Source organism: Acinetobacter guerrae, assembly GCF_009372255.1.
GTDB classification, from domain to species: domain Bacteria; phylum Pseudomonadota; class Gammaproteobacteria; order Pseudomonadales; family Moraxellaceae; genus Acinetobacter; species Acinetobacter guerrae.
Map to the genome: position 1 here is coordinate 334746 of NZ_LXGN01000045.1, position 26069 is coordinate 360814.

Consider the following 26069-nt stretch of genomic DNA (forward strand, 5'->3'; position numbering starts at 1 on the left):
GTCTACTTTAAAATAAAAAACAGCTTCTCGAAAGAAGCTGTTCAATGCAATTTAGTGTTCGCGTGTATTACGGAACTCAATATCAGGCCAACGCTCCTGCATAATTTGCAGATTAACACGACTTGGCGCTAAATAAGTCAAATGACCACCACCATCTAGTGACAATTGATCATGGGCTTTTTTCTTGAAGTCATTGAGTTTTTTATCATCATCACAGTAAATCCAACGCACTGTATTAATGTTAACAGGCTCATAAATACAATCGACTTTGTATTCTTCTTTTAAGCGATATGCCACCACATCGAACTGAAGTACACCCACCGCACCAACAATCAAGTCATTGCTATTTTGCGGCATAAATACTTGCGTTGCCCCTTCTTCCGATAACTCTTTTAAACCCTTTTGTAGCTGTTTAGATTTAAGTGGGTCACGCAAACGGACACGGCGGAACATTTCAGGAGCAAAGTGCGGAATTCCAGTAAAATGTAGTTTTTCCCCACTGGTAAAGGTATCGCCAATCTGAATCGTGCCATGATTATGCAAACCAATAATATCGCCTGGCCACGCTTCTTCAAGATGTTCACGTTCGCCAGCAAGAAAGGTTAATGCATCAGAAATTCGCACTTCTTTTCCAATACGCACATGATTCATCTTTAAACCTTTTTCATATTTGCCTGAGCAAATACGCATAAAGGCAATTCGGTCACGATGTTTCGGATCCATATTGGCCTGAATTTTAAAGACAAAACCACTAAAACCTTCTTCTGTGGCTTCAACCGTACGTTCCTGTGTTGGATGCGCTTTAGGTTCTGGCGCCCACTGAATAAATGTATCCAGCACATGATCAACGGCAAAATTACCTAACGCTGTACCAAAAAGCACAGGCGTTTGTTTACCTTGTAGGAACAAATCACGATCTAAAGGCTCATTGGCCATTTGCACCAATTCCAGTGATTCTTCAAATGAAGCCCAAGCCAGTTCACCCACTTTTTCACGAATATCAGCATGATCATAACCATCACGCACTTCGATATCGGTAATGGTTGAACCAAAACCTGCCTTGTAAACATATAATTTGTTTTCAAGAAGATTATAAACACCTGCAAAGTCGCGTCCCATGCCCAAAGGCCATGTAATAGGAACACAGCGAATATTCAAAACATTCTCGATTTCATCCAGAAGCTCTAATGGCTCACGAATTTCACGATCCATTTTGTTGACAAAAGAAATGATCGGCGTATCACGCATACGACAGACTTCCATCAACTTGATGGTACGTTCCTCAACCCCTTTTGCACCATCGATCACCATAAGTGCTGAGTCAACCGCAGTCAAAGTACGGTAGGTATCTTCCGAGAAATCTTCATGTCCCGGTGTATCTAGCAAATTGATAGTATGTTTTTTATAAGGGAACTGCATCACTGACGTGGTGATGGAAATCCCACGTTCTTTTTCCATTTCCATCCAGTCAGATGTCGCAGCACGGTCAGATTTACGGCTTTTCACCATACCTGCAACCTGAATTGCCTTACCCCATAACAATAGTTTTTCTGTCATGGTGGTTTTACCCGCATCGGGGTGGGAAATAATGGCAAAGGTTCTACGCGCATTCACTTCTTGCGCTAATTGATCTTTAAACATGTATAAATCTTCATATTGAACATCTTTGCGATAACAATATTTATTACGCAGATGTAGGAAAGCTAAAATTGGCGCAATTGTAGCAGAAATAGTAAAAGGATAAATCGTCACATTTATTTCTGCTGATGAAATCGAGGTGATCCTTATATGAATCACCAATCCCATCATACTGACCAACCCAATTAATGTGTTATGGCTCTCTTACATCGGATTTACCCAATTTAAATTTAGACAAATTGATCATATCCTGTATTGATCAAAGTTGGAAATTCCTTCTCCCGTCTGTTTATCATTTTCCAATATGACTGCCCAGAATTACGCTTCTTTAGCACGGATAATCATATTTGTTGCTGTAGCATGAGCATATAGCTTACCGTTCTCATCACGTAAATAGCCTTCAGAAATTACCAAGTTTTTTCCAATATTAATCACCTTCCCTTCGGCAATGAGTTTTGTATTAAATGGCATTGGACGACACATTTTAATCGCCAAATCTGTCGTACCATAGGCCTCTCCAGCAGCTAACACGGTATGCGTGGCGCAACCTGTCACTGAATCAAGTACTGTCGCAGCAACCCCCCCATGTACACCGCCCAAAGGGTTGGTATGCCGCTCATCTGCAATCGCTTCAAATACAATCCGACCATGCTCAACCTCTAGGGGTTGCATTGGTATGGTTTTAGCAATACCTGGGGCTGGAAACAAACCCTTAGCAAAAGCCTGCATAATTTCAAAACCTGTCATTTTTTTAATATCCATGATCAATTCTCTCCTGAGCATCTTTTCAAATAATTAAAATCATAAATCTTGCTGCATTGAAATGAGCCTTCATCCTCAAAATCAGCAGATCTAAATACTATACATAATTAAGTTCCAAAATAGAACTTGATGACTTTTAAATAGCGAACTTTAAACAGATGAAGTTATTCAGTTGATTTTGATTAGACAGAATCAAACTTAGGCAAAATGATGATTTTCTTTATAAATAACCAGACGATCTACAGAAACAGGCGTTCCCAATAAATATCCCTGTAGTTGATGACAACCTAAACGGCTTAAAATTTCAGCTTGTTGAGGCGTTTCCACACCTTCTGCGGTCACACATAGTCCCAACTTGGTCGCAAGCTGAATAATACTTTCTAAAATAATTTCTTCTTTAGAGCCTGTTTCTAGATTAATAATAAAACCACGATCAATTTTAAGTTCGTCTACAGGTAAATCTTTTAAATATAGAAAACTAGAATGTCCTGTACCAAAATCATCAATCGCGATACGAATCCCTAACTCGCGTAAGCGTTCAAAAGTACGAATACTCATATCAATATGACGCATGGCAGTTGATTCTGTAATTTCTATAATTAAATGATCAGGCTGAATATTATATTTTTCTATAAGGTTTTCGAGCGTAGAGAATAACTTCTTATTTTCAAACTGAATCGCAGAAAGATTCACAGCAATCGGATAAAAAGGAACTTTATTCTTCACCCACTCCTCGATTTGCTTACAGGCTTGCTCGAGTGCCCAATATCCCATTGGCACAATTAAACCCGTTTTCTCAGCACCATCAATAAACATATGTGGTGTTAACAAACCTAATGTCGGATGTTGCCAACGGATTAAAGCTTCAACCCCACAAATTTTTTGATTAATCGTAAATTTTGGTTGATAAAATAAGACAAACTGCTGATCTTCCACAGCCTTATACAAATCATTAATTAATTTTGACTGACTTTTTGCTTCATCTTGCACACTGGAGTAATTAAAGAAAGTACTGGTATTACGCCCCTGTTCTTTAGAGATAAGCATTGCTGCATCAGCATTAATCAATAAATCCTGTAAATTTGCACCATGTTCAGGATACATTGCAATTCCGACACTAGCGGATAAATTAATTTCTTTACCCGTGATCAGATAAGTTTCTTGAACCTGTTGTAAGATGTCTTCGGCAAGTTTTGTTGCTTCGGCCACCGTTGTATTTTCGATGATCAGTAAAAATTCATCTCCGCCAATACGCAAGAACTTTGATCGTTCATTCACATAGCGATGTACTCGATTCGCCATTTGAATCAAAAGCTGATCCCCAACATGATGTCCAAAAGCATCATTAACCGATTTAAAACGATCAAGATCTAAATACAAAAATGCAATTTTTTGATCTCGTAAACGATGTTGGGCAAATATAACCTGAGCATAATCAACCAAAAACAGACGATTAGGCAATTTCGTTAAATTATCTTTAGTCGCTAGCCCAGCAAGTTCTTTATTTAATTGAGATAATGCATGATTGCGTTCTTCAAGTCTAAGTTCTAGTACAGCAACACAAAAGCCAGCCACCAAAATTAAGCTCGTCACAAAAATAATCGTGAATAAAAGCAAACCCTGACCTGCCTCATAACCAACCATAATATGGTTAGTATGACTTGGAATAAATGTCGTTGCCGCCATTCCTGTATAATGCATACCTACAATACTGAGAGCCATCGTGATTGCAATTGCAAGTTTTAAACCTGATTTTCGTCCAATCGCATTCTTATATTTAAAAATTAGAAAAAAAGCCAAGCCTGAACCACTTACAGCAATGAGCACCGAAAATACAACGATTAAAGGATCATAAACCAATTGATGCTTTTCAATGACGATTCCCATCATTCCCGTATAGTGCATACCCGAAATACCTAACCCCATCAGCACAGAACCAATCACTAAACGTGCTAATGGTAAAGTTGGACGTGAGGTTAACCAAAGTGCAAACAGCGAAGCAGCAGCAGCAATTACGTAGGAAAATATAGTTAAACCCAAATCAAAAGAATAACCTTCAGGTAAATGGCAGGCAAACATGCCTACAAAGTGCATAGACCAAATAGCAAAACCTAAAATAAGGCTACTAGAAGTCAGAATTAATTTTTCAAAATGCTTGTAAGTATCTTTAAAAATCAGTTGTTCCATAGAAATAGCAACATAGCACACTATAATAGCGACTAGAACTGAACCAAATACAAAGGTATAGTCATAATCAACGTGTACCATACAAAATTTCCATGGTTATTAGATACTTGTTTTTATTTTGAAAGTTAAATAAACAGCTTTTTTCCTGCTCATCTAGACCTTCTACGTATCAAGTTTTTGACGTCCTTAAACAATACCACTATCATGACGAAGGTCAAGTTTTTTTTATCTTAAAAATCAACAGAATAAAAACACACATTCAGATGTTTTTATGAATTAAATCACGGGTTTCCATAAAACCTGTGATCAAGAAAAACCCTTTAAATTGCAGGGTTTTCACGTAATAAAGAAAGAAATTAGTTATTCTCGTTATCTGAACAAAAATGGGAAGCAGCGCTTCCCATTTTTGTTCAAGGTACGGTAGCCTTAGTTCTTTTCTTTGTCTACGATTTTATTCGCTTGAATCCAAGGCATCATCGCACGTAATTTAGAACCAGTCACTTCAATACCATGTGCCGCATTTTGACGACGGCGAGCAGTCATTGATGGATAATTCAAAGCGCCTTCCTGAATGAACATTTTCGCATATTCACCAGACTGAATACGCTTCAGTGCATTGCGCATCGCTTCACGTGATTGGTCATTAATAACTTCAACACCAGTCACATATTCACCATATTCAGCATTGTTTGATACTGAATAGTTCATGTCCGCAATACCGCCTTCGAACATCAAATCAACGATCAATTTAAGTTCGTGCAAACATTCGAAGTATGCCATTTCTGGTGAATAACCCGCTTCCACTAAAGTTTCAAAGCCCATTTTCACCAGTTCAACCGCACCACCACAAAGAACTGCTTGTTCACCGAACAAGTCAGTTTCAGTTTCTTCACGGAAAGAAGTTTCGATAATACCTGTACGACCACCACCTACGCCTGAAGCATAAGAAAGTGCAACATTACGCGCATTACCAGAAGCGTCTTGATGGATTGCGATTAAGTCAGGAACACCTGAACCACGTTGGAATTCTGAACGAACTGTATGACCAGGTGCTTTAGGTGCAACCATGATGACGTCTAGGTCTTTACGTGGAACAACTTGGTTATAAAGAACAGAGAAACCATGTGCAAAAGCTAAAGTTGCACCTTCTTTGATGTTTGGTTCAATCACATCACGATAAAGTTGTGACTGGAATTCATCTGGAGTCAAGATCATGACCAAATCAGCTTGAGCAACTGCTGCTGGAACTTCAGAAACTTTCAAGCCTGCATTTTCAGCTTTTTTCCATGAAGTAGAACCCGCACGTAAACCAACAGTAACATCAACGCCAGAATCTTTTAGGTTAAGCGCATGAGCATGGCCTTGTGAACCGTAACCAATGATTGCTACTTTTTTGCCTTGGATGATAGATAAATCACAGTCTTTATCGTAAAAAATTTGCATCTGTTGTCTCCACTAAAATTTTTTCATTTCCCTTGTTTTACAAGGACAGATCTTTTAAGCCCTCAATTCTTTCATATAAAGAATTGAGGATGCCATTAAATACTTAATACTTTTTCGCCACGTGCGATACCAGATACACCTGAACGAACAACTTCCAAAATTGTATTCTCTGCTAGCGCATCGATAAAACCATCTAATTTATCAGTTGTTCCTGCAATTTGAATGGTATAAGTCGTTGGTGTGACATCCACGATTTGAGCACGGAAGATGTCTGCTGTACGTTTAATTTCAGCACGCGCAGCACCTAACGCTTTAACTTTGATCAACATTAATTCACGTTCAATGTGTGAACCTTCTGAAAGATCGACCACTTTAACCACTTCAACCAGTTTATTCAGTTGTTTGGTAATTTGCTCAATCTTGTGATCATCACCGTATGTCGTCAAAGTCAGACGAGATAAGGTTTCATCTTCAGTGGGTGCTACATTTAGCGTTTCAATGTTATAACCACGTTGGCTAAATAAACCCACCAAGCGAGAAAGCGCACCTGCTTCGTTTTCAACGAGTACAGAAATAATATGTCTCATTATGTACGCTCCCCTTTGCCTAACCACATATCTTGCATAGACTGACCAGCAATTAACATTGGATAAACATGTTCAGTACGGTCTACCATGACATTGATGAATACACATTTATCATTGATTGCCATCGCTTCGGCTAACTTGGACTCAAGTTCATCTGCATGTTCAATGGTAATTCCCACATGACCATACGCTTCCATCAATTTAGCAAAGTCAGGTAATGATTCAACATAAGAACTTGAATGACGACCTTCGTAATTCATATCCTGCCATTGTTTTACCATACCCAAAGCACGGTTATTCAGGCACAGAATTTTGACATTCAAGCCATATTGCTTACAGGTTGATAACTCTTGAATACACATCTGAATAGATGCTTCACCCGTAATACAAACCACTTGCTGGTCTGGGAATGCGAGTTTCGCGGCCATTGCATATGGCAAGCCCACGCCCATCGTGCCCAAACCACCAGAATTGATCCATTGACGTGGACGCTTGTATTTATAATACAACGCACCAAACATCTGATGCTGACCTACGTCAGAGGTAATAATCGCTTCACTATTGGTAACACGGTCCAATGCTTCAACCACTTGTTGTGGTTTCATTACACCATTTTGACCCGCTTCATAACGTAAGCCATGAACTTTACGCCATTCATTAATTTGTGACCACCAAGCAGCAATATCTTCTGGATTTGGCTTAGACACATTCATTTGTTTAAGCTGCGCTAACATTTCCTGAAGAACTGGCTCAACAGCACCCACAATAGGAATGTGCGCCATAATCGTTTTCGAAATTGTCGCTGGATCAACATCAATATGAATGACTTTAGCGTTTTGGCAGAATTTAGCTGGGTTATTGGTTACACGGTCATCAAAACGCGCACCAATTGCCAAAATCACATCGGCATTATGCATTGCCATATTGGCTTCATAAGTACCATGCATTCCGAGCATACCCACAAACTGTTCATCATTGCCTGGGAAGCCGCCCAACCCCATAAGGGTGTTGGTCACTGGATAACCCAAAAGATGTGCCAATTCGGTAAGTAAAGCAGAAGCATTGCCTTGAACGACCCCACCACCCGTATAAATCATGGGGCGTTTTGCTGAGATGAGTTCATCAATCGCTTTACGAATTTGTCCTGAATGACCACGTGAAGGCGGCTGATATGAACGCATCTTCACTTTTTCAGGATATTCATAAGCAAATTTTTCAGCAGGATTGGTTGCGTCCTTTGGAATATCAATTACAACTGGGCCAGGACGACCAGACGATGCAATATAAAATGCTTTTTTAATAATGCCAGGAATTTCACTGGCATGACGCACCTGAAAACTATGTTTTACGATAGGACGGGAAATACCGACCATATCTGTTTCCTGAAATGCATCTTCTCCAATTAAATGGCTAGCAACCTGACCAGACAAAATCACCATTGGGATTGAGTCCATATAAGCTGTTGCAATTGGAGTGACGGTATTGGTTGCGCCTGGGCCTGAAGTGACCAGTACTACGCCTGTTTTACCTGTTACGCGCGAATAAGCATCGGCCATGTGACCTGCGGCTTGTTCATGACGTACAAGGTAATGATTAATTTTGTCTTGTTGAAAAAGCGCATCATAAATATGTAAAACTGCGCCGCCTGGATATCCAAAAACGTGTTCAACGCCCTCATCCGCAAGCGCGCGAACGAGCATTTCACCACCAGATAAAAGTTCCAACGTGATTCACCCTAGTCTTTTTGCACCATTTATGGGAGACATAAATAGTGTGTCATTCATTTACTTTCTGCACTGTTATAGCACACATACTTGCAAGTTTTTGCTGTAATAGGAAAAATTTCTAAACTGATAACCGTATAAGTTGTCTCAGCTTCATTAAAGAACTGTTGGGATAAACAGATCTTGAGCAAAATACACCCTCTCGGCTAGAGAGAATGTCCATTACAAACCATGACATTTATTCGAAGGGTGATCGAATAAAAGCATATAAAACTAAAGCGAACATTTTTTATGTTTCAACTATTAAAGTCAAGGCGAAATGTACGCTTTTTGCCGTTTATTTTTTGTGTGTATATTTTTAAACCAAATTAGTCTGGTTTTAATCGATTTATTGATGCCATTTATCGTATTTCCTCTTTTCATTTTTATTCAATTGACGCACTTTAAAGAGTATAATTTACAGCATCATCATTCAACTTTATTTACTGCCTTTTTCTTTATGAAAATCAGGTTGTTGTTAATGGATATTCAGGCTATGACCCAGCAAGTATTGTATCGTCCTAAAGTATTTTTTTTAGCACAAAGCGCAATTATGGCAAGCTTGATGCTTTTTACCACTCAGAACCATGCAGAACAATATTATAAGTGGGTAGATAGTAAAGGCTCGACCCACTACACCACTACACCACCTCCGAAAGGTTCAAAAAAACAGGGGCAGGTGAAAACCTATGGACATTCACAACACCCTGTTCAAAACAATGAACAAAATCAAAAAAACACAGAAAACAATAGTAAAAATCAGTCATCAGCGCCTAATACAAATACACCGCAAGTCATTACACCAAAAACCGAACAAACTGCTCCTAGTGTTGCACCAACGGCAAATCGTGCAGTTTAAACATTCAACCAAGATATAAAATTGACCACAGGCCCTGATAAATTCTGAGCCTGTTTTTATATTGCGCAGAAAATCCCTTGCACAATATGCGCTTTTTTTCTGATTTTGCGCTATGCTGTGCAGCAATATTTTTTAACTTTATATTGTTGTCCTTAATACGTTTATGACTACATCTCACATTGACCCCGAATATCAAGCCAGTGCTATCGAAGCTCAAGTTCAACAAGACTGGGAAACTCGCAAGGCATTTAAAGTTGCAGACACTGTTGAAGGTAAACATCGATATATCCTCTCGATGTTCCCTTATCCAAGTGGCAAACTGCACATGGGGCATGTGCGTAACTATACAATTGGCGATGTAATTAGCCGTTTTCACCGTTTAAAAGGTGAAACTGTTTTACAACCCATGGGCTGGGATGCCTTTGGTCTACCTGCTGAAAATGCGGCAATTGCACACAAAGTTGCCCCTGCAAAATGGACTTTTGAAAATATCGCTTATATGCGTGACCAATTGAAAAAATTGGGCTTGTCTGTGGATTGGGATCGTGAATTTGCAACTTGTACCCCTGAATATTATCACTGGGAACAATGGTTATTCGTTCAGCTTTATAAAAAAGGTTTGATCTACCGTAAATTATCAACTGTAAACTGGGATCCAGTTGATCAAACGGTTTTAGCCAACGAACAAGTTGAAAATGGTCGTGGTTGGCGTTCAGGTGCATTGGTCGAAAAACGTGATATTCCAATGTATTACTTCCGCATTACGGATTATGCACAAGAATTATTAGACGACTTAGATACATTAAAGGATGGTTGGCCACAACAAGTCTTGACCATGCAACGTAACTGGATTGGTCGTTCAACAGGGATGGACATTACCTTCCCTTCCGCAGATGCAGATGGTTTAACGGTTTATACCACTCGTCCTGATACTTTAATGGGTGTGACCTATGTTGCGATTGCAGCAGAGCACCCAATGGCAATGAAAGCAGCCGAAAATAATTCTACCCTTGCCGCATTTATCGAAGAATGCCGTATGGGATCTGTTGCTGAAGCCGATTTAGCCACTGCTGAAAAGAAAGGCATGGCAACAGGGCTTTTTGTAAAGCATCCTGTCACTGGTGAAGCTGTTCCTGTGTGGATCGCAAACTATGTCTTAATGTCATACGGTTCAGGCGCTGTGATGGCAGTTCCTGCACATGACGAACGTGATTTTGAATTTGCGAATAAATTTAACTTACCAATTAAACAAGTGATTGATGCCAAAGGTACAGATGATACTGATTACTCTGCTTCTGAGTGGCAAGAATGGTACGGTTCAAAAGAAGGTAAACTTGTCAATTCTGGTGAATTTGATGGTTTAGATTTTCAGGCGGCATTTGATGCTTTCCTTGCAAAACTGGAACCACAAACTTTAGCAAATGCTAAAGTCCAATTCCGCTTACGTGACTGGGGTGTTTCTCGTCAACGGTATTGGGGTTGCCCAATTCCAATGATCAACTGTGAAAAATGCGGTCAAGTCCCTGTTCCAGAAGATCAATTGCCCGTGGTATTGCCAACCGATGTTGTTCCAGATGGTTCGGGAAATCCACTCAATAAAATGCCTGAATTTTATGAAACCAAATGTCCAAGCTGTGGCGGTAATGCTCGTCGAGAAACAGACACACTAGACACTTTCGTAGAATCATCTTGGTATTATGCACGTTATGCATCACCTGACTTTACAGGTGGTATGGTCAAACCTGAAGCCGCGCAAAATTGGCTACCAGTCAACCAATATATTGGTGGTGTAGAACATGCCATTCTGCATTTACTTTATGCACGTTTCTTCCATAAATTGATGCGTGATGAAGGTGTGGTACAAGGTAACGAACCATTCACTAACTTGTTAACACAAGGTATGGTCTTAGCTGATACCTTTTATCGTGAAGCTGAAAATGGCAAGAAAACTTGGTTTAATCCTGCTGACATTATCTTAGAAAAAGATGAAAAAGGACGTATCCTTTCTGCGAAATATTCAGGTGATGGTCAGGAAGTCGTTGTCGGCGGACAAGAAAAAATGTCTAAGTCGAAAAATAACGGCATTGACCCACAAGCGATTATTGACCAATACGGTGCCGATACCGCTCGCGTATTTATGATGTTTGCTGCCCCACCAGATCAATCATTAGAATGGTCAGATGCGGGTGTTGAAGGTGCAAACCGCTTCCTGAAACGAGTTTGGCGTTTAGCTGCTGGTTTTCTTGAACAAGGTCATCAGGCAACGGCGATTGATACAACCAATCTGTCTAAGGATGCTCAGGATTTACGTCGTAAAACCCATGAAACGATTCAGAAAGTGGGTGATGATATTGAACGTCGTCATGCCTTCAACACCGCTATTGCAGCATTGATGGAATTACTGAATGCCAGCAATAAGTTTGAAGCACAAAACGATAATGATTCTGCGGTATTAGGTGAAGCGATTACTACACTTCTGACCTTGCTTGCACCATTTGCACCACATTTAAGTCAGACCTTATTGAGCCAATTTGGTCTTGATTTAGTTCAGGTTACATTTCCTGTACTTGATGAGTCAGCATTGACTCGAAACACGCAAACCATTGTGGTACAAGTCAATGGGAAATTACGTGGTAAGTTAGAAGTTTCCGTCGATATCTCAAAAGATGAGTTATTGGCGCAAGCCAAAGCATTACCAGAAGTTCAACAATTTTTAACTGGTCCAACCAAAAAAGAAATTGTTGTGCCAAATAAGTTGGTAAATTTAGTGGTTTAAAAAGCTTTTAAGTCTCCCTTTCTAAAAGGGAGGTTTGGAGAGATTTTATGGAAAAATCTCCCCTAACCCCTCTTTAAAAAGAGGGGGACTAAATGCAATAAACAAAACCCAAACAAAGCCCGTTGTCATTCAATGGGCTTTGATTCTAAAATGTCGTGAATTTTAAAAAATTAAATATTCCAAATATTTTGGAATACATGAGGATAAACCATGCATTTAGTTCAACGTGTTGCAACTGTTGTATTAACTTTAGGTCTAAGTGCAGGCTTGGTTGGCTGTGGTGGTTTTTATTTAAAAGGAACCAATCCGACTGCCGCACCTCTCGCTTATCAGAAGTTAAATCTTGCTTTACCTAAAAAAACAGATGAACTAGAAAAACAACTCAGTGTTTATTTGGCTGCAAGCGGCGTACAACTGAGTAATGCCAGTGATGCGTATACTTTGCGTGTACTTGAATATACACCTCGCCGTCAGTTATTAAATGGAAAACTGACCGAAGTTTTATTACGTTTGACCGTTACCTTCCAAATTGAAGATCATCAAGGCAACCCGATTACTGAGCCACGTACTTTAACCGCTGCACGTAGTTATCAATATGACTTGGCCACCGTAAATACGGAAAATCAGGAAGAAAGCTATTTGGACGATATTGTCATTGATGATATAGCACAACAGATTGCGCGTCAGATTTCTGCCAACCGTTTACCTAAAGTCACGCCACAGAGTACATCCAACTAAATGTATCTTTGTGTTGATCGATTATGAAACTAGATTATTTACAAGCATTAAAACGTGCTGCCGAAGCACGTGGTGCATGGATTTTGCATGGGCAGGAACCTTTACTTGAACAGAACCTGCTCGATGTATTCCGTAAATGTTGGCAACAACAAGAAATTGAACGTCAGCGTTATGACATCAGTAGTGTAAATGACTGGAAAACTGTTTTTAATGCTTTAAATAGCCTTTCCTTATTTTCACAACAACTTGCCATTGAAGTACATGGCAATATCAAACCTGATGCAAATGGGCTTAAACAACTCAAAAGTTATTTACAACATAATGAGTCCAATCTTTTACTGATTATTTTACCCAAACAAGATAGTTCAAGCTTAAAGTCCGCATTTTTTCAGACTGTAGAAGCCAATGGCGTTGTCGTTCCTTTAACTGCTGCGTATCCTCAGGATCGTCAACGTATTTTAACGGTTGAAGCTGAAAAATTGGGGATTCAACTTGATCGGGATGCTTGGGCATGGCTCATGCAGCATCATGAACATAATTTATTGGCTGCCAAAAATAGCTTAATGCGGGTAAATGATACTTTTCCAGATCACTCACTCATTCAGATTGAACAGCTCTATGCCTGTTTGCAGGATCAATCACGTTACACCACCTATGATTTAAGTGATGCTTTACTTGAAGGCAATCTGGCACAATCCATTAAAATTTTTCAGTATCTAGTTGCTTCTGGCGAGCCACATAGTTTGATTTTATGGACGCTAAGTAAAGAAATGCGGCTCTTGATGCAACTATTTGAACAGCCTCAAAATGCGCTACAACTAGGAATTTGGAAAACCAAAGTTGCTCATTATCAACAAGCACTGCGTCGTTTAAATCCGCAACAATTTTTAAGCTGGCCAACGATGCTTCTGCAGATTGATGCTGCGATTAAAGGGATGTCTAAAGAAAATCCTGAACATCTCATTCAGCAGGGTATTGCTGAGCTCTGTGGAAAAACATTGTTTTCACATTAACACCGCTTCGCTTTATTGCATTAAATCAATAAAAATATTCACGTTTTATCCTTAATTCACTTCTATACTAGGCGCAAGTTATTACAATCTCCTGATATTGCTATGCCAAAAATAAAAGCGTCTAAAATAATGATTGCGTTGGTTTGTGTCGCCATTGTCGCTGCACTCGCTTGGACTTTCCTCAAACCAAAACAACAGCAGCCCCAATACATTACCGAAACAGTTTCTCGCGGCGATCTGGAAAATACAGTTTTGGCGACAGGAACACTGGATGCCACACGCCTGATTAGTGTGGGTGCGCAGGTGTCTGGTCAGGTCAAAAAAATGTATGTGCAATTGGGAGATGAAGTCAAACAAGGTCAACTCATTGCACAAATTGACTCGACCACTCAGGAAAACAGCTTAAAAACTGCCGATGCGAATATTAAGAACTTAGAAGCGCAACGTTTACAGCAAGAAGCAAATTTAAATGAGAAACAACTGGAATTTCGTCGTCAACAACAGATGTATGCACAGGATGCCACTTCAAAAGCAGAGTTAGAATCCGCTGAAGCTGCATATAAAACGGCCCTAGCTCAAATTAAAGCTCTCGATGCTCAAATTGAATCTGCCAAAGTCACTCGCTCAACGGCGCAGACGAATATTGGTTATACTCAAATTGTCGCGCCGACTGATGGTACGGTGGTTGCGATTGTGACGGAAGAAGGTCAAACCGTAAACGCCAATCAGTCTGCACCAACTATTGTCAAAATTGCAAAATTGCAAAATATGACCATCAAAGCTCAGGTCAGTGAAGCAGACATTATGAAAGTCGAAAAAGGTCAGCAGGTCTATTTCACGACATTGGGTGATGATAAAAAACGCTATGCAACGTTACGTCAAATTGAGCCAGCACCTGATTCTATTGCAACAGAATCAAGTAACTCATCCAGTTCTTCAAGCTCAAGCAGCAGCAGTGCGATTTACTATAATGCTTTATTTGATGTACCCAATGAAGATGGCAAATTACGTATTGATATGACGGCACAAGTCTATATCGTACTGGATTCAGTAAAAAATGCTTTATTGGTGCCATCTTCTGCATTATCTAGTCGACCAGCAGGCGCACAAAATCGTACAGCTCACACTCAAACTGCGGGAGCTTCAACACCAAATGCAGAACATAAACAACGTGATAAAGACAAAAACACCCCAAGTTTTGAACGCCTAAATTTAAACGCGGAACAAAAACAGGCAGTTGCAGATGGTAAAGCCAGTTTAAGCGTTGTTCGTATTTTACAAGCAGATGGTTCTGCTCAACCGAAGCAAGTGCTAGTTGGCATTAATAACCGTGTCAATGCACAAGTCCTTGCAGGTTTAAAACAAGGTGATCAGGTCATTATTGCCGATAGCTCTGATACTTCAGCCGCTTCTGCCAATAGTGGTAATCGTCGTCGTGGACCAATGGGAATGTAAGCATGACTCAACAAGCTTTGCTTGAAGTCAGCAATCTGGTACGAGAGTTCCCCGCTGGCGATAGCACCGTTCAAATCTTAAAAGACATTAACCTCACAATTTATGAGGGTGAATTAGTTGCCATTGTTGGTCAATCAGGCTCTGGCAAATCAACCCTGATGAATATTCTGGGCTGTCTGGATCGTCCGACCAGTGGTAGTTATAAAGTCAATGGTCAGGAAACAGGCAAACTAGAACCTGATGATTTAGCAAAATTACGTCGCGAATATTTTGGCTTTATTTTCCAACGTTATCATCTACTAAGTGATTTAACCGCCGAAGGTAATGTCGAAGTCCCTGCCATCTATGCAGGGGTAAATCCCGCAGAGCGCAAGCAACGAGCGAGTGCTTTATTGACAGAATTGGGCTTGGCAAGCAAGACTCAAAATCGCCCAAGTCAATTATCTGGCGGTCAGCAGCAAAGGGTTTCCATTGCTCGTGCGCTCATGAATGGTGGTGATGTTATTCTGGCCGATGAGCCAACAGGCGCACTCGACTCGCATAGCGGTGTCGAGGTGATGCGGATTCTAAGAGAGCTCAATGCTGCGGGTCATACGGTTATCATCGTTACTCATGATATGCAGGTCGCTAAAAATGCCACCCGAATCATTGAAATCAGTGATGGCGAGATCATTGCAGACCGTGCCAATACCCCAGAATATGAAAGTGAACTCAATACAGACCCAGATGCCGCTCCTGCGCTTGCCAATAAACAAGCCAAAGGCAAAAGTGTTTCGGCTTTACGTTCTGTACTAGATCGACTTTCTGAAGCATTCCAAATGGCTTTACTGTCCATGAACGCGCATCGAATGCGTACATTTTTAACCATGCTTGGCATTATCATCGGGATTGCTTCGGTGGTCACGGTTGTAGCTCTGGGTAATGGCTCGCAAAAGCAGATTCTGGAAAATATTAGCAGTCTTGGAACCAATACCATTACTGTCTTTCAGGGCCGTGGTTTTGGTGATAACTCTAAGACAGCAAGCTTTAAAACATTGGTTCCTGCCGATGCAGATGCCTTGGCGACACAGCCCTATGTCAGTGCTGTTACACCGATGGTTAGCACCTCAAAAACAATTCGTTATCAGGAAAATGAAGCCAATGCGACCATTAACGGCGTAGGTAATGACTATTTTGATGTAAAAGGCTTAATCTTTAAAGATGGTCAAAGTTTTGATGGACGTAGCGTGCATGAACGCACTCAGGATGTTGTGATTGATACCAATACTCAAAAACAATTTTTTGCCGATGGAAGCAATCCAATTGGACAAGTTGTCTTACTTGGAAGTGTGCCTGCACGTATTATTGGAATTGTAGAACCGCAGACCAGTGCAATGGGCTCAGATGATACGCTAAACGTGTATATGCCCTATACCACAGTCATGAGTCGTATGTTAGGTCAAGCCAATGTGCGCAATATCATTGTTCGGATTAATGATCAATACTCAACCAGTGCAGCGGAAAATGCCATTGTGAACTTATTGACCTTAAGACATGGTCAACAAGATATTTTCACCATGAACAGTGACAGTATCCGCCAAACCATTGAAAAAACTACCAGCACCATGACCTTGCTTGTGTCTGCGATTGCCGTGATTTCACTGGTGGTCGGGGGGATCGGCGTGATGAATATTATGCTGGTATCCGTGACAGAACGTACTCAGGAAATCGGGGTTCGGATGGCGGTTGGTGCGCGACAAAGTGATATTTTGCAGCAGTTTTTAATTGAAGCAATTTTGGTGTGCTTAATTGGCGGTGTACTTGGCGTGCTTTTATCACTTGGTTTAGGACAACTGATTAATAAAGTCGCTGCGGGGAACTTTGCAGTTGCATATTCGACCACATCTATTATTGCCGCATTTGTATGTTCTACGCTTATTGGTGTGGTTTTTGGATTTTTACCTGCAAAGAATGCCGCAAAACTCGACCCTGTTGCAGCGTTGGCACGAGAATAATAGGAAGCATTATGTCATTATCTAAATTAACCCCGTTATGTGCTCTCATCATTGCTTCATCTACCCTCGTCGGTTGTGCTGCTGTTGTTAAAACGCCATATCAGACACCGACCGTGCAAACGCCACAACAGTTCCAATATGATCAAACTGCTAAAAATACAACTTTTGACCGCTATGCAGATCATTGGTGGGCATTGTTTGGTGATCCACAATTGAATCAATTGGTAGATCAAGTCATTGCTAAAAATACTGACTTGGCTGTTGCAGGAATTGCAATCCAACAGGCGCGTTTAAAAGCAGGTTTAGCAGCCGATCAACAAGGCCCACGAGTAAGTTCAGGGGTCTCGGCGGGACATCGAATTGATCTCAACTCTGGTGATGACAGCTCACAAGGTTTATCTTTAAGTGCAGGTGTCAGTTATGAACTAGATTTATTTGGTAAATTGGCACGTCAGACTGAAGCCTCAAAATGGGAAGCTTTAGCCACTGAACAAGATTTACAGGCGACCGCCCAAACCTTGATTGGAACAACCGCAAAACTCTACTGGCAACTGGCTTATCTGAATGAAAGTCTGGCAACGGCAAAACAAAGTCTGGCAACTTCTGAGAAACTGTATAGTTTAGTGAATAGCCAGTATAAAGCTGGTGCTGTTTCAGGTTTAGATCTGACTCAAGCCGAGCAATCAGTACAAAGTCAAAAAGCCAATTTAAGTCAAATTCAGCAAAGTCTGGTCGAAACGCGTACTGCCATCGCTGTGTTACTTCATATTCCTGTACAACAGTTAAATTTGCAAGAACCCCAACGTCTGCCACAAGTCAGCTTACCGCAGATTGCAGCAGGCTTACCTGCGGATATATTATCGCGCCGCCCTGATTTAAGAGCGTCAGAACTGCGCCTGCGTGAAAGTCTAGCAACCAAAGATGCTACCACTGCAAGTTATTATCCCTCTATAAATTTAACTGGAAATCTGGGTTCGAGTAGTACCTCTTTGACTGAGTTAATCAAAAACCCTGCCCTGACTCTAGGTGCTAGTTTGAGCTTACCTTTTTTGCAATATAATGATATGAAAAAGAATATTGCAATTAGTCAGTTGGATTATGAAAAAGCCATTATTCAATATCGTCAGACTTTGTATCAGGCATTTGCCGATGTTGAAAATTCACTTTCGGCACGCACCGAATTAGATAAACAAGTTCAGTTACAACAACGCAATTTGGCGCTTGCAGAAAAAGCCGAGCGTTTAACTGATGTACGTTATCGTAACGGCGCAGTCGCATTAAAAAACTTGTTGGATCAACAGGAAACTACACGTTCTGCACGTTTGAGTCTGGTCAATACTAAGCAGAATCAATACAATGCTTATGTTACTTTGATGCAAGCCTTAGGCGGTTCGCCTATAGAACAGCTTAACCCACAATAAATACATGTAAAAAACGACCTAATGATAGGTCGTTTTTTTTTAATATACATCTACGTCTCCTCTAAATAAGGTTGATTTGTTCTCACCTTTAAAAGAGTGTTATTAATAAAAATATTAAACTCTAATCTAAAGATGAATTCCCAGATTTACAGCTATCAAAATACATGGGACGACTTTAAATCAACTCAATAATATCAATTGTGGGCGGTACTCGAAACCGAAATGGAATTCCCACCATTCCTGTCCCCACAGTCACAAAAACATCAGCATGATCATGCTCATAAAACCCTTTCTTATGCCCCAAAATCGAAACTTTTTTCATGATGTAATTGGTAATCCATGGAAGTTCAACTTGCCCTCCATGCGTATGCCCTGAAAGCATTAAAGGACGCAGAGGTAATTCGGGTACCATATCTACCGTATCTGGGTTATGCGATAAAATCAGCCACGGTTTATCTTGTGGTAATTCAGGCATAAAACGCATATCCGTTTTACCTGCCCATAAGTCCCCAATTCCAATCAAACGAAATTCATCAAACTCAACAATTTTTCCTTCTATGTCAATGACATCATTCACATCTAGCGCATGTTTCAGTAATTCTTGAATTGGCGGTCCAGGATATTGTTCATCATGATTTCCGGGTACAGAATAAACAGGCGCTTTTATTTGACGTAATACGGCTAATTCTTCAGCAAGTTTATGTTCAGGCTCATAGGTCCAATCCCCTGCAACCACTACAATATCAGGTTCTACCTCATTCAGCTTCTCTACAATAATACGTAATTGACGCTCATGACCAGAATATAAACCTACATGTAAATCAGCAATCAAAGCTACTTTGACAGATTTTGTAAAAGGTTGATCTGGATTTAAACGATACTGATGCTGCCGCACATGCACCAGATGCGGTTCGATAAAACGTGCATAAATCAGAAATGTACTTAATAGAAAGATGAAAATACTTTGATGCAAAGAAAAGTAACCTGACCATCCCGCATAAACACTAAAAACAATTAAAGGGAAAAGTAAATAAGATAAATAGAAAACCAGTAAATGTACAAAGGCTTTAAACGGATGAATCGTTTCAGTGCAAGCTTGACTACGCCAAGCTTGCGAAATCGCCCATATTGCAAGAACAACAAAAATCAGATAGAAATAAAAAATAATCGAATTAAAATCCCACATAGCTATTCTCAATTGATCTTAAATAGCATCTTAAACACTGAAAGGCTCATCAGGATGGCGATTTTGTTTCAGTTGTTTATCTTTGGCTAGTCAAGAATTATACTCTAGGCCACATTATTGTATGCATACACTATGGTAAAAACATTCCGCTTATCTACACAATACCCTAATTTCGCTGGAAAAAAGCAGATGAGCAGACACTTTTTGCTCGGCATCGGCTATATGCTGGTATTGAACTTGAGCGGCTGTAGTACACTCCCCAAAGCTGGCCCTGAAGTCATCCAGTTGGCAAGCCAAGTGGATACATCACAAACCACGCTTGCCAAAGTAGTACAACCTTTACGTCAGCAAAATCCTGGACTTACAGGTTATCACTTACTTTATGATCCTCTCGAAGCACTTACTGCACGTTTAAAGTTGATTGATAAAGCAGAGAAAAGCCTAGACCTGCAATACTATATTTGGGACAACGACCGCGTTGGCGCTTTGGCTTTACATGCCATTATTCGAGCTGCAGATCGGGGCGTAAAAGTACGTTTGTTGATTGATGATAACAATGCAAAACAAATGGAAGGTGTTTTACTGGCATTGTCGCAACATCAAAATATTGAAGTTAAACTCTTTAATCCTTATCGTTTTCGTAAGTTTCGCGCAATTGATATGGTACTGGATTTAAAACGTATCAATCGTCGTATGCATAATAAAAGCTTCATTGCCGATGATCAGATCGCATTGATTGGTGGTCGTAATATGACCAACCAATATTATAATAGTAGTGATAATTATCAATTTTCCGATGTCGATGTCATGTTGGTTGGATCTGCTGTCGATGACATTGTTCACTCTTTTGACGATTACTGGAATGATAAGTATGCCTACTCTGTCATCAATATCGTCAACACCAAAACTCATTATTTACGTTATCCAGAGTTGAAACAACAGTTAGATGATCACTATGAATTGGCGAATGTTCAAAACTATCTTGATCTAGCTGCACGTTCACATGCCTTTGATCAATGGTTCAATAGCAATATTCAATTTGATTGGGTTCAGGCTAAGGTTGTAAAGGACTCTCCAGATAAAATTCGCGCTAAAGCAAAAAAAGAACAACACCTCAATTTCCAGTTGATCAAAAATCTGGAGAAGCCAGAAGAAAATATTGATTTAGTTTCCGCTTATTTTGTTCCAGAAAAACAAGGTGCAAAACATTTAAGTGAACTGGCACAAAATGGCGTACAAGTTCGAGTACTCACCAATTCTTTTAAAGCCAATGATGTTTCTGTGGTGCATGCCTTTTATGGCAAATACCGTAAGGAATTGCTGGAAAATGGTGTACAACTTTATGAATTTTTACCAAGCTTAGATGAAGAAGATTTAAATAAAAATACCAAAGAACTGGCAAAAGAAGCCAAAATTAGTCTGAAAGGCTTAAGTAATTCAAGTCTGCATGCAAAAATGATGACACTTGATCAAAAACAAGTGTTTATTGGTTCTTTTAATTTCGATCCACGTTCAGCCTATTTAAATACTGAAATTGGAGTCGTTTTAAATAGTCCGACTTTGGCAAAAAGCATTCACCAAACTATGGACCAACAACTGACGCATTATGCTTATAAACTAGTGCTAGATGCCAATCACAATATCAATTGGTATCGTCAGACTCCAACTAGCACTAAAATTTATAAAAAAGAACCACGCATGAAATGGTGGCAACGTGCAGGCGTCAAAATAATATCCTGGCTACCACTTGAAGGATTTATGTGATTTAAACAATCCTATACATCCTTCAATACATAATCAGCTTATTTAGGAGTCAGTACTTTCGTGTGCAGCTCTTTTAGCCCTTGTTCCATTTTTCTCTGAACCTCTGCTGTTAAGCTAGTGACCGTATGACCCGCCACTTCAATTTCAGGTAAAGTCAACAAATGCGCCGTCACTTTCGGCATTTCCAACACCTGTTGCATATGTTCAGCAAAGGTCATTTCACCAATAAATGGCGCAACGGTGTCTAGCTCACCTTGTAGATTGACATAGCAAATTAAACATACTTGCACAGGACGTTGCGCTTCAATCGCAGCACCTAAAATACGCCCATGCACTCGTTTGATACTTTTCCCATCGGTCGTTGTCGCTTCTGGAAAAAATAAAACTGGAATGTCTTTTCTTAGAAAATCCGCGATTTGTTCCCGAATCCGAATCGAATCTCCTGAACCACGCTTAATAAATAATGTACCGCCGCCCTTTGCCAATTTGCCTAATACAGGCCAGTTTTCAATTTCTGCTTTAGCCAAAAAGAAAACCCGTGCGCCAGAACCTAATACTGCGACATCTAGCCATGAAATATGATTACTCACCCATAATGATGGGTTACGTGGAATTGTGCCGTGTACTTCAACATCAATATTAAAAACTTTGCACAATTGACGACAAAAATACTGAACATAGCGCGTATTAAGTGGATTATTTGGATTTTTATACAGTCGATGACGATAGACCAGATAAAAGCCTTCACCGATCACACCTAAACCTGTCGCCATTTTTTTACTATATAAAAAAACTTTTTCTACAGGATTTAAGTTCGTTGAGGACATAGGTTTGGATTGAGCCATAAAAATATCATTTTTGTTTAAATTGCAAATTCATCCCATTTTATACTGAACTTGATCAGCTTGCATTGATGATAAAAACCGAACAAGAACATTTAAAAATTCAATTTCTATTTATTATTGCGATTGATTATTATTTGTTTATCGAAATTAAAGATTAAAAGGAGCCATGCCATGCATACTACTCCAGTGAAACACCATCAATATTCTATAGCGTCAATAGCAATAACTTTAGCTCAAATTTTGGGTTGTTCAATTTTATATGCAGGTGCCATGATTCTAACTGCCCAAGTCTTTCGCAATTTGATCTAGCTATTGCATCTTTTAATCTAGTCATTTCGGCTATAAAACTAGATTCAAATGACTGCTCGGGTTATCTTAGCATGACATTTTAATTAAACGAGTTTAGTCATCTGTGGAACATTCAGGACAAGTACAACAAAGGGAACGTGTCATTCTGGTCAGTGTAGCTGTCAATATGCTAGACGATCTAGATATTGAGGAGTTTCGCCTGCTTGCCCAATCCGCAGGGGCTACCTTGCTTCAACACATCACCGTTCAGCGTAATAGACCTGATCCTAAGTTTTTTATTGGCTCAGGCAAAGCCGAAGAAATTACTCAACTCGTAGAGAGTCTAGAAGCTGAACTGGTGATTTTTGATCATTCACTTTCTCCTGCACAAGAGCGCAATCTGGAAAAGATCATGAAATGTCGGGTTATAGACCGCACAGGGTTGATTCTGGATATTTTTGCACAACGCGCTCGTACACATGAAGGGAAATTACAAGTCGAACTCGCACAGCTCAAATATTTATCTACTCGTCTGATACGCGGTTGGGCAGCAGGCTTTGAGCAACAAAAAGGCGGGATTGGACTCAAAGGACCTGGTGAAACCCAACTTGAAACTGATCGTCGTTTAATTAAAGTACGTATTACCCAACTAAAAGATAAATTGGTTAAAGTACAGCAAACCCGTATACAAGGCCGCGCAGCACGACAAAAAGCCGCTATTCCTACCGTGTCACTTGTTGGCTATACCAACGCTGGTAAATCATCACTCTTTAATATCTTGGCTAACAGTGATGTTTATGCCGCAGATCAATTATTTGCAACGCTTGATCCAACATTACGCCGTTTACAATGGAATGGGATTGGTACAGTAGTACTGGCAGATACAGTCGGTTTTGTTCGTGACTTGCAACATGATCTGGTTGAATCGTTTAAAGCCACGCTAGAAGAAACTCTTGAAGCCACACTATTACTGCATGTCATTGATAGCCATAGTCCCGATATGCATGAACAAATTGAAGCGGTCGAAGGTGTACTCAAAGAAATTGGAGCAGATGCACTTGTTTTAAGGGTGTATAACAAAATTGACCTAAGTGGTGATGAGTCCAAAATTATTTATGCTGAACCTCATTTACCTGATCGGGTTTATGTATCTGCACATTCAGGACAAGGATTAGACTTACTTAAACAAGCAGTACAAGAATGTTTAATGGGTCAACTACAAGAGTTTGAACTTCATTTAAAACCTGCTTATGGCAAATTACGCACCCAACTTTATGCGCTAAATGTGATTCAAAGTGAGCATTATGATGATGCGGGCAAGCTGCATTTAAAGGTTTCCATCGCACCTCATAAACTTGAACAATTGATTCGCCAAGCACATTTACCGCTTGAAGAAATTTTGGGTGAACGCGCCAGCCAATTTAAACGACCACTCGAAGAATTTGAAATCAAATCCTAGATCGGTTAAAACGTGATTATTCAAATGATAAATAGACGAGCAACATGGATAGGTTAAAACAGATCGACTGGTTGGCATGGTTAGCAACTATTGCGCTGATTATTGTATTTCGAGAAGGCTCTGTCTTGATTATGGGGGTTTTTAACCATCCTGAATTAGGTAATTTGACAGGACTGATTAGTCTTCTGATTGTACTTTTTATCTGGCGAAAATTTAAAAAAGTTCCAAATCGTCTGGTCGATACCAACAATAAAATCATGAAAGAAAGTGGATTTGCCTTTTTACCCATTTGTGCGGGTTCATTGATGATGCTCGTGCATATGGGTAAGGAAATTCCCTTATTTTTATTAGTACTGGTGATCAGCACCCTGATTCCACTCTGGATTTACGCCAAAATGGCCAAACACTGGCTTTAGGGAGATCAAAATATGTTAACCGTTCTTTATGGCTTTTTGATCACATTAGTCGCTTATCTTTGTGCAAAACCCTTAAATAAGCGTCTGCCACAAGTACCGTTATTGGTATTTGGTATGTGTATTGTAGTGGCGATTTTGTCTATTGTAGGCATGCCTTACGAGCAATACATGACCACTGTAAATAATTTATTTAGCCATTTATTGGGCTATGTTACGGTGGCGCTTGCGATTCCACTAGCAGCCATGCGCTATGACGATTTACCACTCAAATCCATGGTTGGAATTTTGATTTTTGCTAGCACCAGTGCAGTTGCTTTACCCATGGGGCTTGCCTATTTACTGCACATGTCCGAACCCACTATTTTGGCTTTTGCCACCCGTGCAGTCACAACTCCGATTGCTTTAAATATTGCAACCTTACTGCACGCCCCACTGACTTTAGTGACTTTAATCGTCATTTTATCAGGTGTGATTGGAGCAGCATTTTCCCCTCTTATTCTGCGTCATATTAACGATGAACGTGCATCAGGTTTAGCTCTCGGCTTGGCAGCACATGCTATTGGGACAGCTCAAGCATGGCAACGTGGTGCTGTTGCAGGTCGTTATGCCGCTTTTGGAATGGCAATCAATGGTGTATTCACTGCAATTTGGCTGCCAACTTTTATACTTTTCATGAAAAATATATAACTTATGCAGTAAAAATAAGCATTGAATAGAGACTAAATTACACCTAATATTGGAGTAGTTGTCATTTATGGCATAAAAAGTTATCTGGTTACGCAGAAAAGGAATTTAAAAGATGCGAAAGCTTAAGTTAGTCGCGGCAGTCTTATTATCAGGGTTTAGTAGTTTGGTTTTTGCACAAGACATTTCGGGGATATGGCAAAATATTGATGATAAAACAGGATCATCTAAAGCACTTATCGAAATTCGTAAAGATTCAAATGGGGCGTATATTGGCAAAATTATTAAAGTTACGCCACGACCTGGTTATACCCCAAAAGAAAATTGCGTAAACTGTCCAGCACCATATACCAATAAACCAATTTTGGGCATGGATGTCTTAACTGGACTGCAACATGATAAAGATCTGGACTATAAAGGCGGTAAAATTATTGATCCTTTAAGTGGAAAAATTTACAGCATGAAAGCCAAGTTAAGTCCAAACGGAAAACGACTACAACTGCGTGGCTATATTGGTGTTTCTGCTTTGGGTCGTACTCAAATCTGGATTCGTCAGGAATAAAAACAACAGATTCAGAAACATAAAAAAGTCACCAAATGAACTGCACCCCGAAAGTTGGACACTTAGTCTAATTTGAAGGGTGCTTTTCTATGGCTAAATATTCCCAAGAATTTAAACTTAAAGTTGTGCATCACTATCTTAACGATGGTGGTTTCAAATCAACTGGTAAAGTTTTCAAAATACATAAGAGTGTTGTAAATAAGTGGGTCGATATTTATAAGATTCATGG

The 26069-nt window shown here is 39.9% G+C and carries 21 protein-coding genes; 13 read left to right on the forward strand and 8 right to left on the reverse strand.

The genetic code is table 11. The annotated features are described in order from the left end of the window. Nucleotides 1-51: 51 nt before the first annotated feature. The 6 genes from A7A69_RS13230 to A7A69_RS13255 form a co-directional block, all read right to left on the reverse strand. Entirely contained in the window at nt 52-1641 is a 1590-nt protein-coding gene (locus A7A69_RS13230; protein WP_120368803.1) for a peptide chain release factor 3, read from the reverse strand. Nucleotides 1642-1956: 315 nt separating this feature from the next. Next, nucleotides 1957-2400 carry a PaaI family thioesterase gene (locus A7A69_RS13235; protein WP_152878010.1) on the reverse strand — a complete coding sequence of 148 codons (444 nt, stop codon included), beginning with the start codon at nt 2398-2400 and terminating at the stop codon, nt 1957-1959. Nucleotides 2401-2598: 198 nt separating this feature from the next. Next, entirely contained in the window at nt 2599-4668 is a 2070-nt protein-coding gene (locus A7A69_RS13240; RefSeq protein WP_152878012.1) for a putative bifunctional diguanylate cyclase/phosphodiesterase, read from the reverse strand. Between the two features lie 345 nt (nt 4669-5013). After that, entirely contained in the window at nt 5014-6030 is a 1017-nt protein-coding gene (ilvC, locus tag A7A69_RS13245; protein ID WP_120368536.1) for a ketol-acid reductoisomerase, read from the reverse strand. A gap of 95 nt (nt 6031-6125) precedes the next feature. Next, a complete protein-coding gene (gene ilvN / locus A7A69_RS13250) occupies nt 6126-6617 on the reverse strand; it encodes an acetolactate synthase small subunit (RefSeq protein WP_120368535.1) in 492 nt (163 codons plus the stop codon). Continuing rightward, nucleotides 6617-8341 (reverse strand): acetolactate synthase 3 large subunit, encoded by a 1725-nt coding sequence (locus A7A69_RS13255; protein ID WP_120368534.1) that lies wholly within the window; start codon nt 8339-8341, stop codon nt 6617-6619. The genes ilvN and A7A69_RS13255 overlap by 1 nt, the downstream gene beginning before the upstream one ends. A 535-nt stretch (nt 8342-8876) precedes the next feature. Here A7A69_RS13255 and A7A69_RS13260 point away from each other — a divergent pair. From A7A69_RS13260 to A7A69_RS13290, 7 genes are all read left to right on the forward strand, one after another. Next, a complete protein-coding gene (locus tag A7A69_RS13260; RefSeq protein WP_152878050.1) occupies nt 8877-9239 on the forward strand; it encodes a DUF4124 domain-containing protein in 363 nt (120 codons plus the stop codon). 163 nt (nt 9240-9402) lie between these two features. After that, on the forward strand, nt 9403-12015 hold the full coding sequence (gene leuS / locus A7A69_RS13265) for a leucine--tRNA ligase (RefSeq protein ID WP_152878014.1): 2613 nt from the start codon (nt 9403-9405) through the stop codon (nt 12013-12015). Between the two features lie 210 nt (nt 12016-12225). Continuing rightward, nucleotides 12226-12753, forward strand: coding sequence for an LPS-assembly lipoprotein LptE (locus A7A69_RS13270; RefSeq protein ID WP_120368532.1), 528 nt, complete (start codon nt 12226-12228; stop codon nt 12751-12753). Between the two features lie 23 nt (nt 12754-12776). Beyond that, complete coding sequence (gene holA, locus A7A69_RS13275; RefSeq protein WP_152878016.1) at nt 12777-13766, forward strand: DNA polymerase III subunit delta; 990 nt, start codon at nt 12777-12779, stop codon at nt 13764-13766. A 102-nt stretch (nt 13767-13868) separates the two neighbouring features. Further along, nucleotides 13869-15221 carry a MacA family efflux pump subunit gene (locus A7A69_RS13280; RefSeq protein WP_152878018.1) on the forward strand — a complete coding sequence of 451 codons (1353 nt, stop codon included), beginning with the start codon at nt 13869-13871 and terminating at the stop codon, nt 15219-15221. A gap of 2 nt (nt 15222-15223) precedes the next feature. Beyond that, nucleotides 15224-17215 (forward strand): MacB family efflux pump subunit, encoded by a 1992-nt coding sequence (locus A7A69_RS13285; protein ID WP_152878020.1) that lies wholly within the window; start codon nt 15224-15226, stop codon nt 17213-17215. A gap of 11 nt (nt 17216-17226) precedes the next feature. Then, nucleotides 17227-18636: an efflux transporter outer membrane subunit gene (locus A7A69_RS13290; RefSeq protein ID WP_152878021.1), complete on the forward strand. Its 1410-nt coding sequence runs from the start codon at nt 17227-17229 to the stop codon at nt 18634-18636. 175 nt (nt 18637-18811) lie between these two features. Here the strand turns inward: A7A69_RS13290 and A7A69_RS13295 are convergent, their stop codons facing one another. After that, nucleotides 18812-19822, reverse strand: a complete 1011-nt coding sequence (locus A7A69_RS13295; protein WP_152878022.1) for a metallophosphoesterase — start codon at nt 19820-19822, stop codon at nt 18812-18814. Nucleotides 19823-20011: 189 nt separating this feature from the next. On the opposite strand from A7A69_RS13295, the gene A7A69_RS13300 reads away from it, so the two are divergent. Further along, nucleotides 20012-21586 (forward strand): phospholipase D family protein, encoded by a 1575-nt coding sequence (locus A7A69_RS13300; protein ID WP_171500821.1) that lies wholly within the window; start codon nt 20012-20014, stop codon nt 21584-21586. Nucleotides 21587-21624: 38 nt separating this feature from the next. On the opposite strand, the gene A7A69_RS13305 is transcribed toward A7A69_RS13300, so the two are convergent. After that, on the reverse strand, nt 21625-22431 hold the full coding sequence (locus A7A69_RS13305) for a lysophospholipid acyltransferase family protein (protein WP_152878023.1): 807 nt from the start codon (nt 22429-22431) through the stop codon (nt 21625-21627). 171 nt (nt 22432-22602) lie between these two features. On the opposite strand from A7A69_RS13305, the gene A7A69_RS16880 reads away from it, so the two are divergent. From A7A69_RS16880 to A7A69_RS13325, 5 genes are all read left to right on the forward strand, one after another. Next, on the forward strand, nt 22603-22740 hold the full coding sequence (locus tag A7A69_RS16880; RefSeq protein WP_241675260.1) for a hypothetical protein: 138 nt from the start codon (nt 22603-22605) through the stop codon (nt 22738-22740). A gap of 103 nt (nt 22741-22843) precedes the next feature. Next, nucleotides 22844-24178, forward strand: coding sequence for a ribosome rescue GTPase HflX (gene hflX / locus A7A69_RS13310; RefSeq protein WP_187349224.1), 1335 nt, complete (start codon nt 22844-22846; stop codon nt 24176-24178). 44 nt (nt 24179-24222) lie between these two features. Further along, nucleotides 24223-24594 carry a hypothetical protein gene (locus A7A69_RS13315; protein WP_152878024.1) on the forward strand — a complete coding sequence of 124 codons (372 nt, stop codon included), beginning with the start codon at nt 24223-24225 and terminating at the stop codon, nt 24592-24594. Between the two features lie 12 nt (nt 24595-24606). Further along, nucleotides 24607-25281 carry an LrgB family protein gene (locus A7A69_RS13320; RefSeq protein WP_152878025.1) on the forward strand — a complete coding sequence of 225 codons (675 nt, stop codon included), beginning with the start codon at nt 24607-24609 and terminating at the stop codon, nt 25279-25281. A 112-nt stretch (nt 25282-25393) separates the two neighbouring features. Continuing rightward, nucleotides 25394-25840 carry a DUF2147 domain-containing protein gene (locus tag A7A69_RS13325; protein ID WP_120368523.1) on the forward strand — a complete coding sequence of 149 codons (447 nt, stop codon included), beginning with the start codon at nt 25394-25396 and terminating at the stop codon, nt 25838-25840. Nucleotides 25841-26069: the final 229 nt, after the last annotated feature.

What these genes read in the sequence shown, in the direction of transcription:
- A7A69_RS13230 (WP_120368803.1), bottom strand. Translation starts at nt 1,641, where the DNA reads ATGTTTAAAGATCAATTAGCGCAAGAAGTGAATGCGCGTAGAACCTTT.
- A7A69_RS13270 (WP_120368532.1), top strand. Translation starts at nt 12,226, where the DNA reads ATGCATTTAGTTCAACGTGTTGCAACTGTTGTATTAACTTTAGGTCTA.
- A7A69_RS13325 (WP_120368523.1), top strand. Translation starts at nt 25,394, where the DNA reads ATGCGAAAGCTTAAGTTAGTCGCGGCAGTCTTATTATCAGGGTTTAGT.
- A7A69_RS13315 (WP_152878024.1), top strand. Translation starts at nt 24,223, where the DNA reads ATGGATAGGTTAAAACAGATCGACTGGTTGGCATGGTTAGCAACTATT.
- A7A69_RS13285 (WP_152878020.1), top strand. Translation starts at nt 15,224, where the DNA reads ATGACTCAACAAGCTTTGCTTGAAGTCAGCAATCTGGTACGAGAGTTC.
- A7A69_RS13290 (WP_152878021.1), top strand. Translation starts at nt 17,227, where the DNA reads ATGTCATTATCTAAATTAACCCCGTTATGTGCTCTCATCATTGCTTCA.
- holA (WP_152878016.1), top strand. Translation starts at nt 12,777, where the DNA reads ATGAAACTAGATTATTTACAAGCATTAAAACGTGCTGCCGAAGCACGT.
- A7A69_RS13300 (WP_171500821.1), top strand. Translation starts at nt 20,012, where the DNA reads ATGAGCAGACACTTTTTGCTCGGCATCGGCTATATGCTGGTATTGAAC.
- A7A69_RS16880 (WP_241675260.1), top strand. Translation starts at nt 22,603, where the DNA reads ATGCATACTACTCCAGTGAAACACCATCAATATTCTATAGCGTCAATA.
- ilvN (WP_120368535.1), bottom strand. Translation starts at nt 6,617, where the DNA reads ATGAGACATATTATTTCTGTACTCGTTGAAAACGAAGCAGGTGCGCTT.
- A7A69_RS13280 (WP_152878018.1), top strand. Translation starts at nt 13,869, where the DNA reads ATGCCAAAAATAAAAGCGTCTAAAATAATGATTGCGTTGGTTTGTGTC.
- A7A69_RS13235 (WP_152878010.1), bottom strand. Translation starts at nt 2,400, where the DNA reads ATGGATATTAAAAAAATGACAGGTTTTGAAATTATGCAGGCTTTTGCT.
- leuS (WP_152878014.1), top strand. Translation starts at nt 9,403, where the DNA reads ATGACTACATCTCACATTGACCCCGAATATCAAGCCAGTGCTATCGAA.
- A7A69_RS13320 (WP_152878025.1), top strand. Translation starts at nt 24,607, where the DNA reads ATGTTAACCGTTCTTTATGGCTTTTTGATCACATTAGTCGCTTATCTT.
- A7A69_RS13295 (WP_152878022.1), bottom strand. Translation starts at nt 19,822, where the DNA reads ATGTGGGATTTTAATTCGATTATTTTTTATTTCTATCTGATTTTTGTT.
- A7A69_RS13305 (WP_152878023.1), bottom strand. Translation starts at nt 22,431, where the DNA reads ATGGCTCAATCCAAACCTATGTCCTCAACGAACTTAAATCCTGTAGAA.
- A7A69_RS13260 (WP_152878050.1), top strand. Translation starts at nt 8,877, where the DNA reads ATGACCCAGCAAGTATTGTATCGTCCTAAAGTATTTTTTTTAGCACAA.
- ilvC (WP_120368536.1), bottom strand. Translation starts at nt 6,030, where the DNA reads ATGCAAATTTTTTACGATAAAGACTGTGATTTATCTATCATCCAAGGC.
- A7A69_RS13240 (WP_152878012.1), bottom strand. Translation starts at nt 4,668, where the DNA reads ATGGTACACGTTGATTATGACTATACCTTTGTATTTGGTTCAGTTCTA.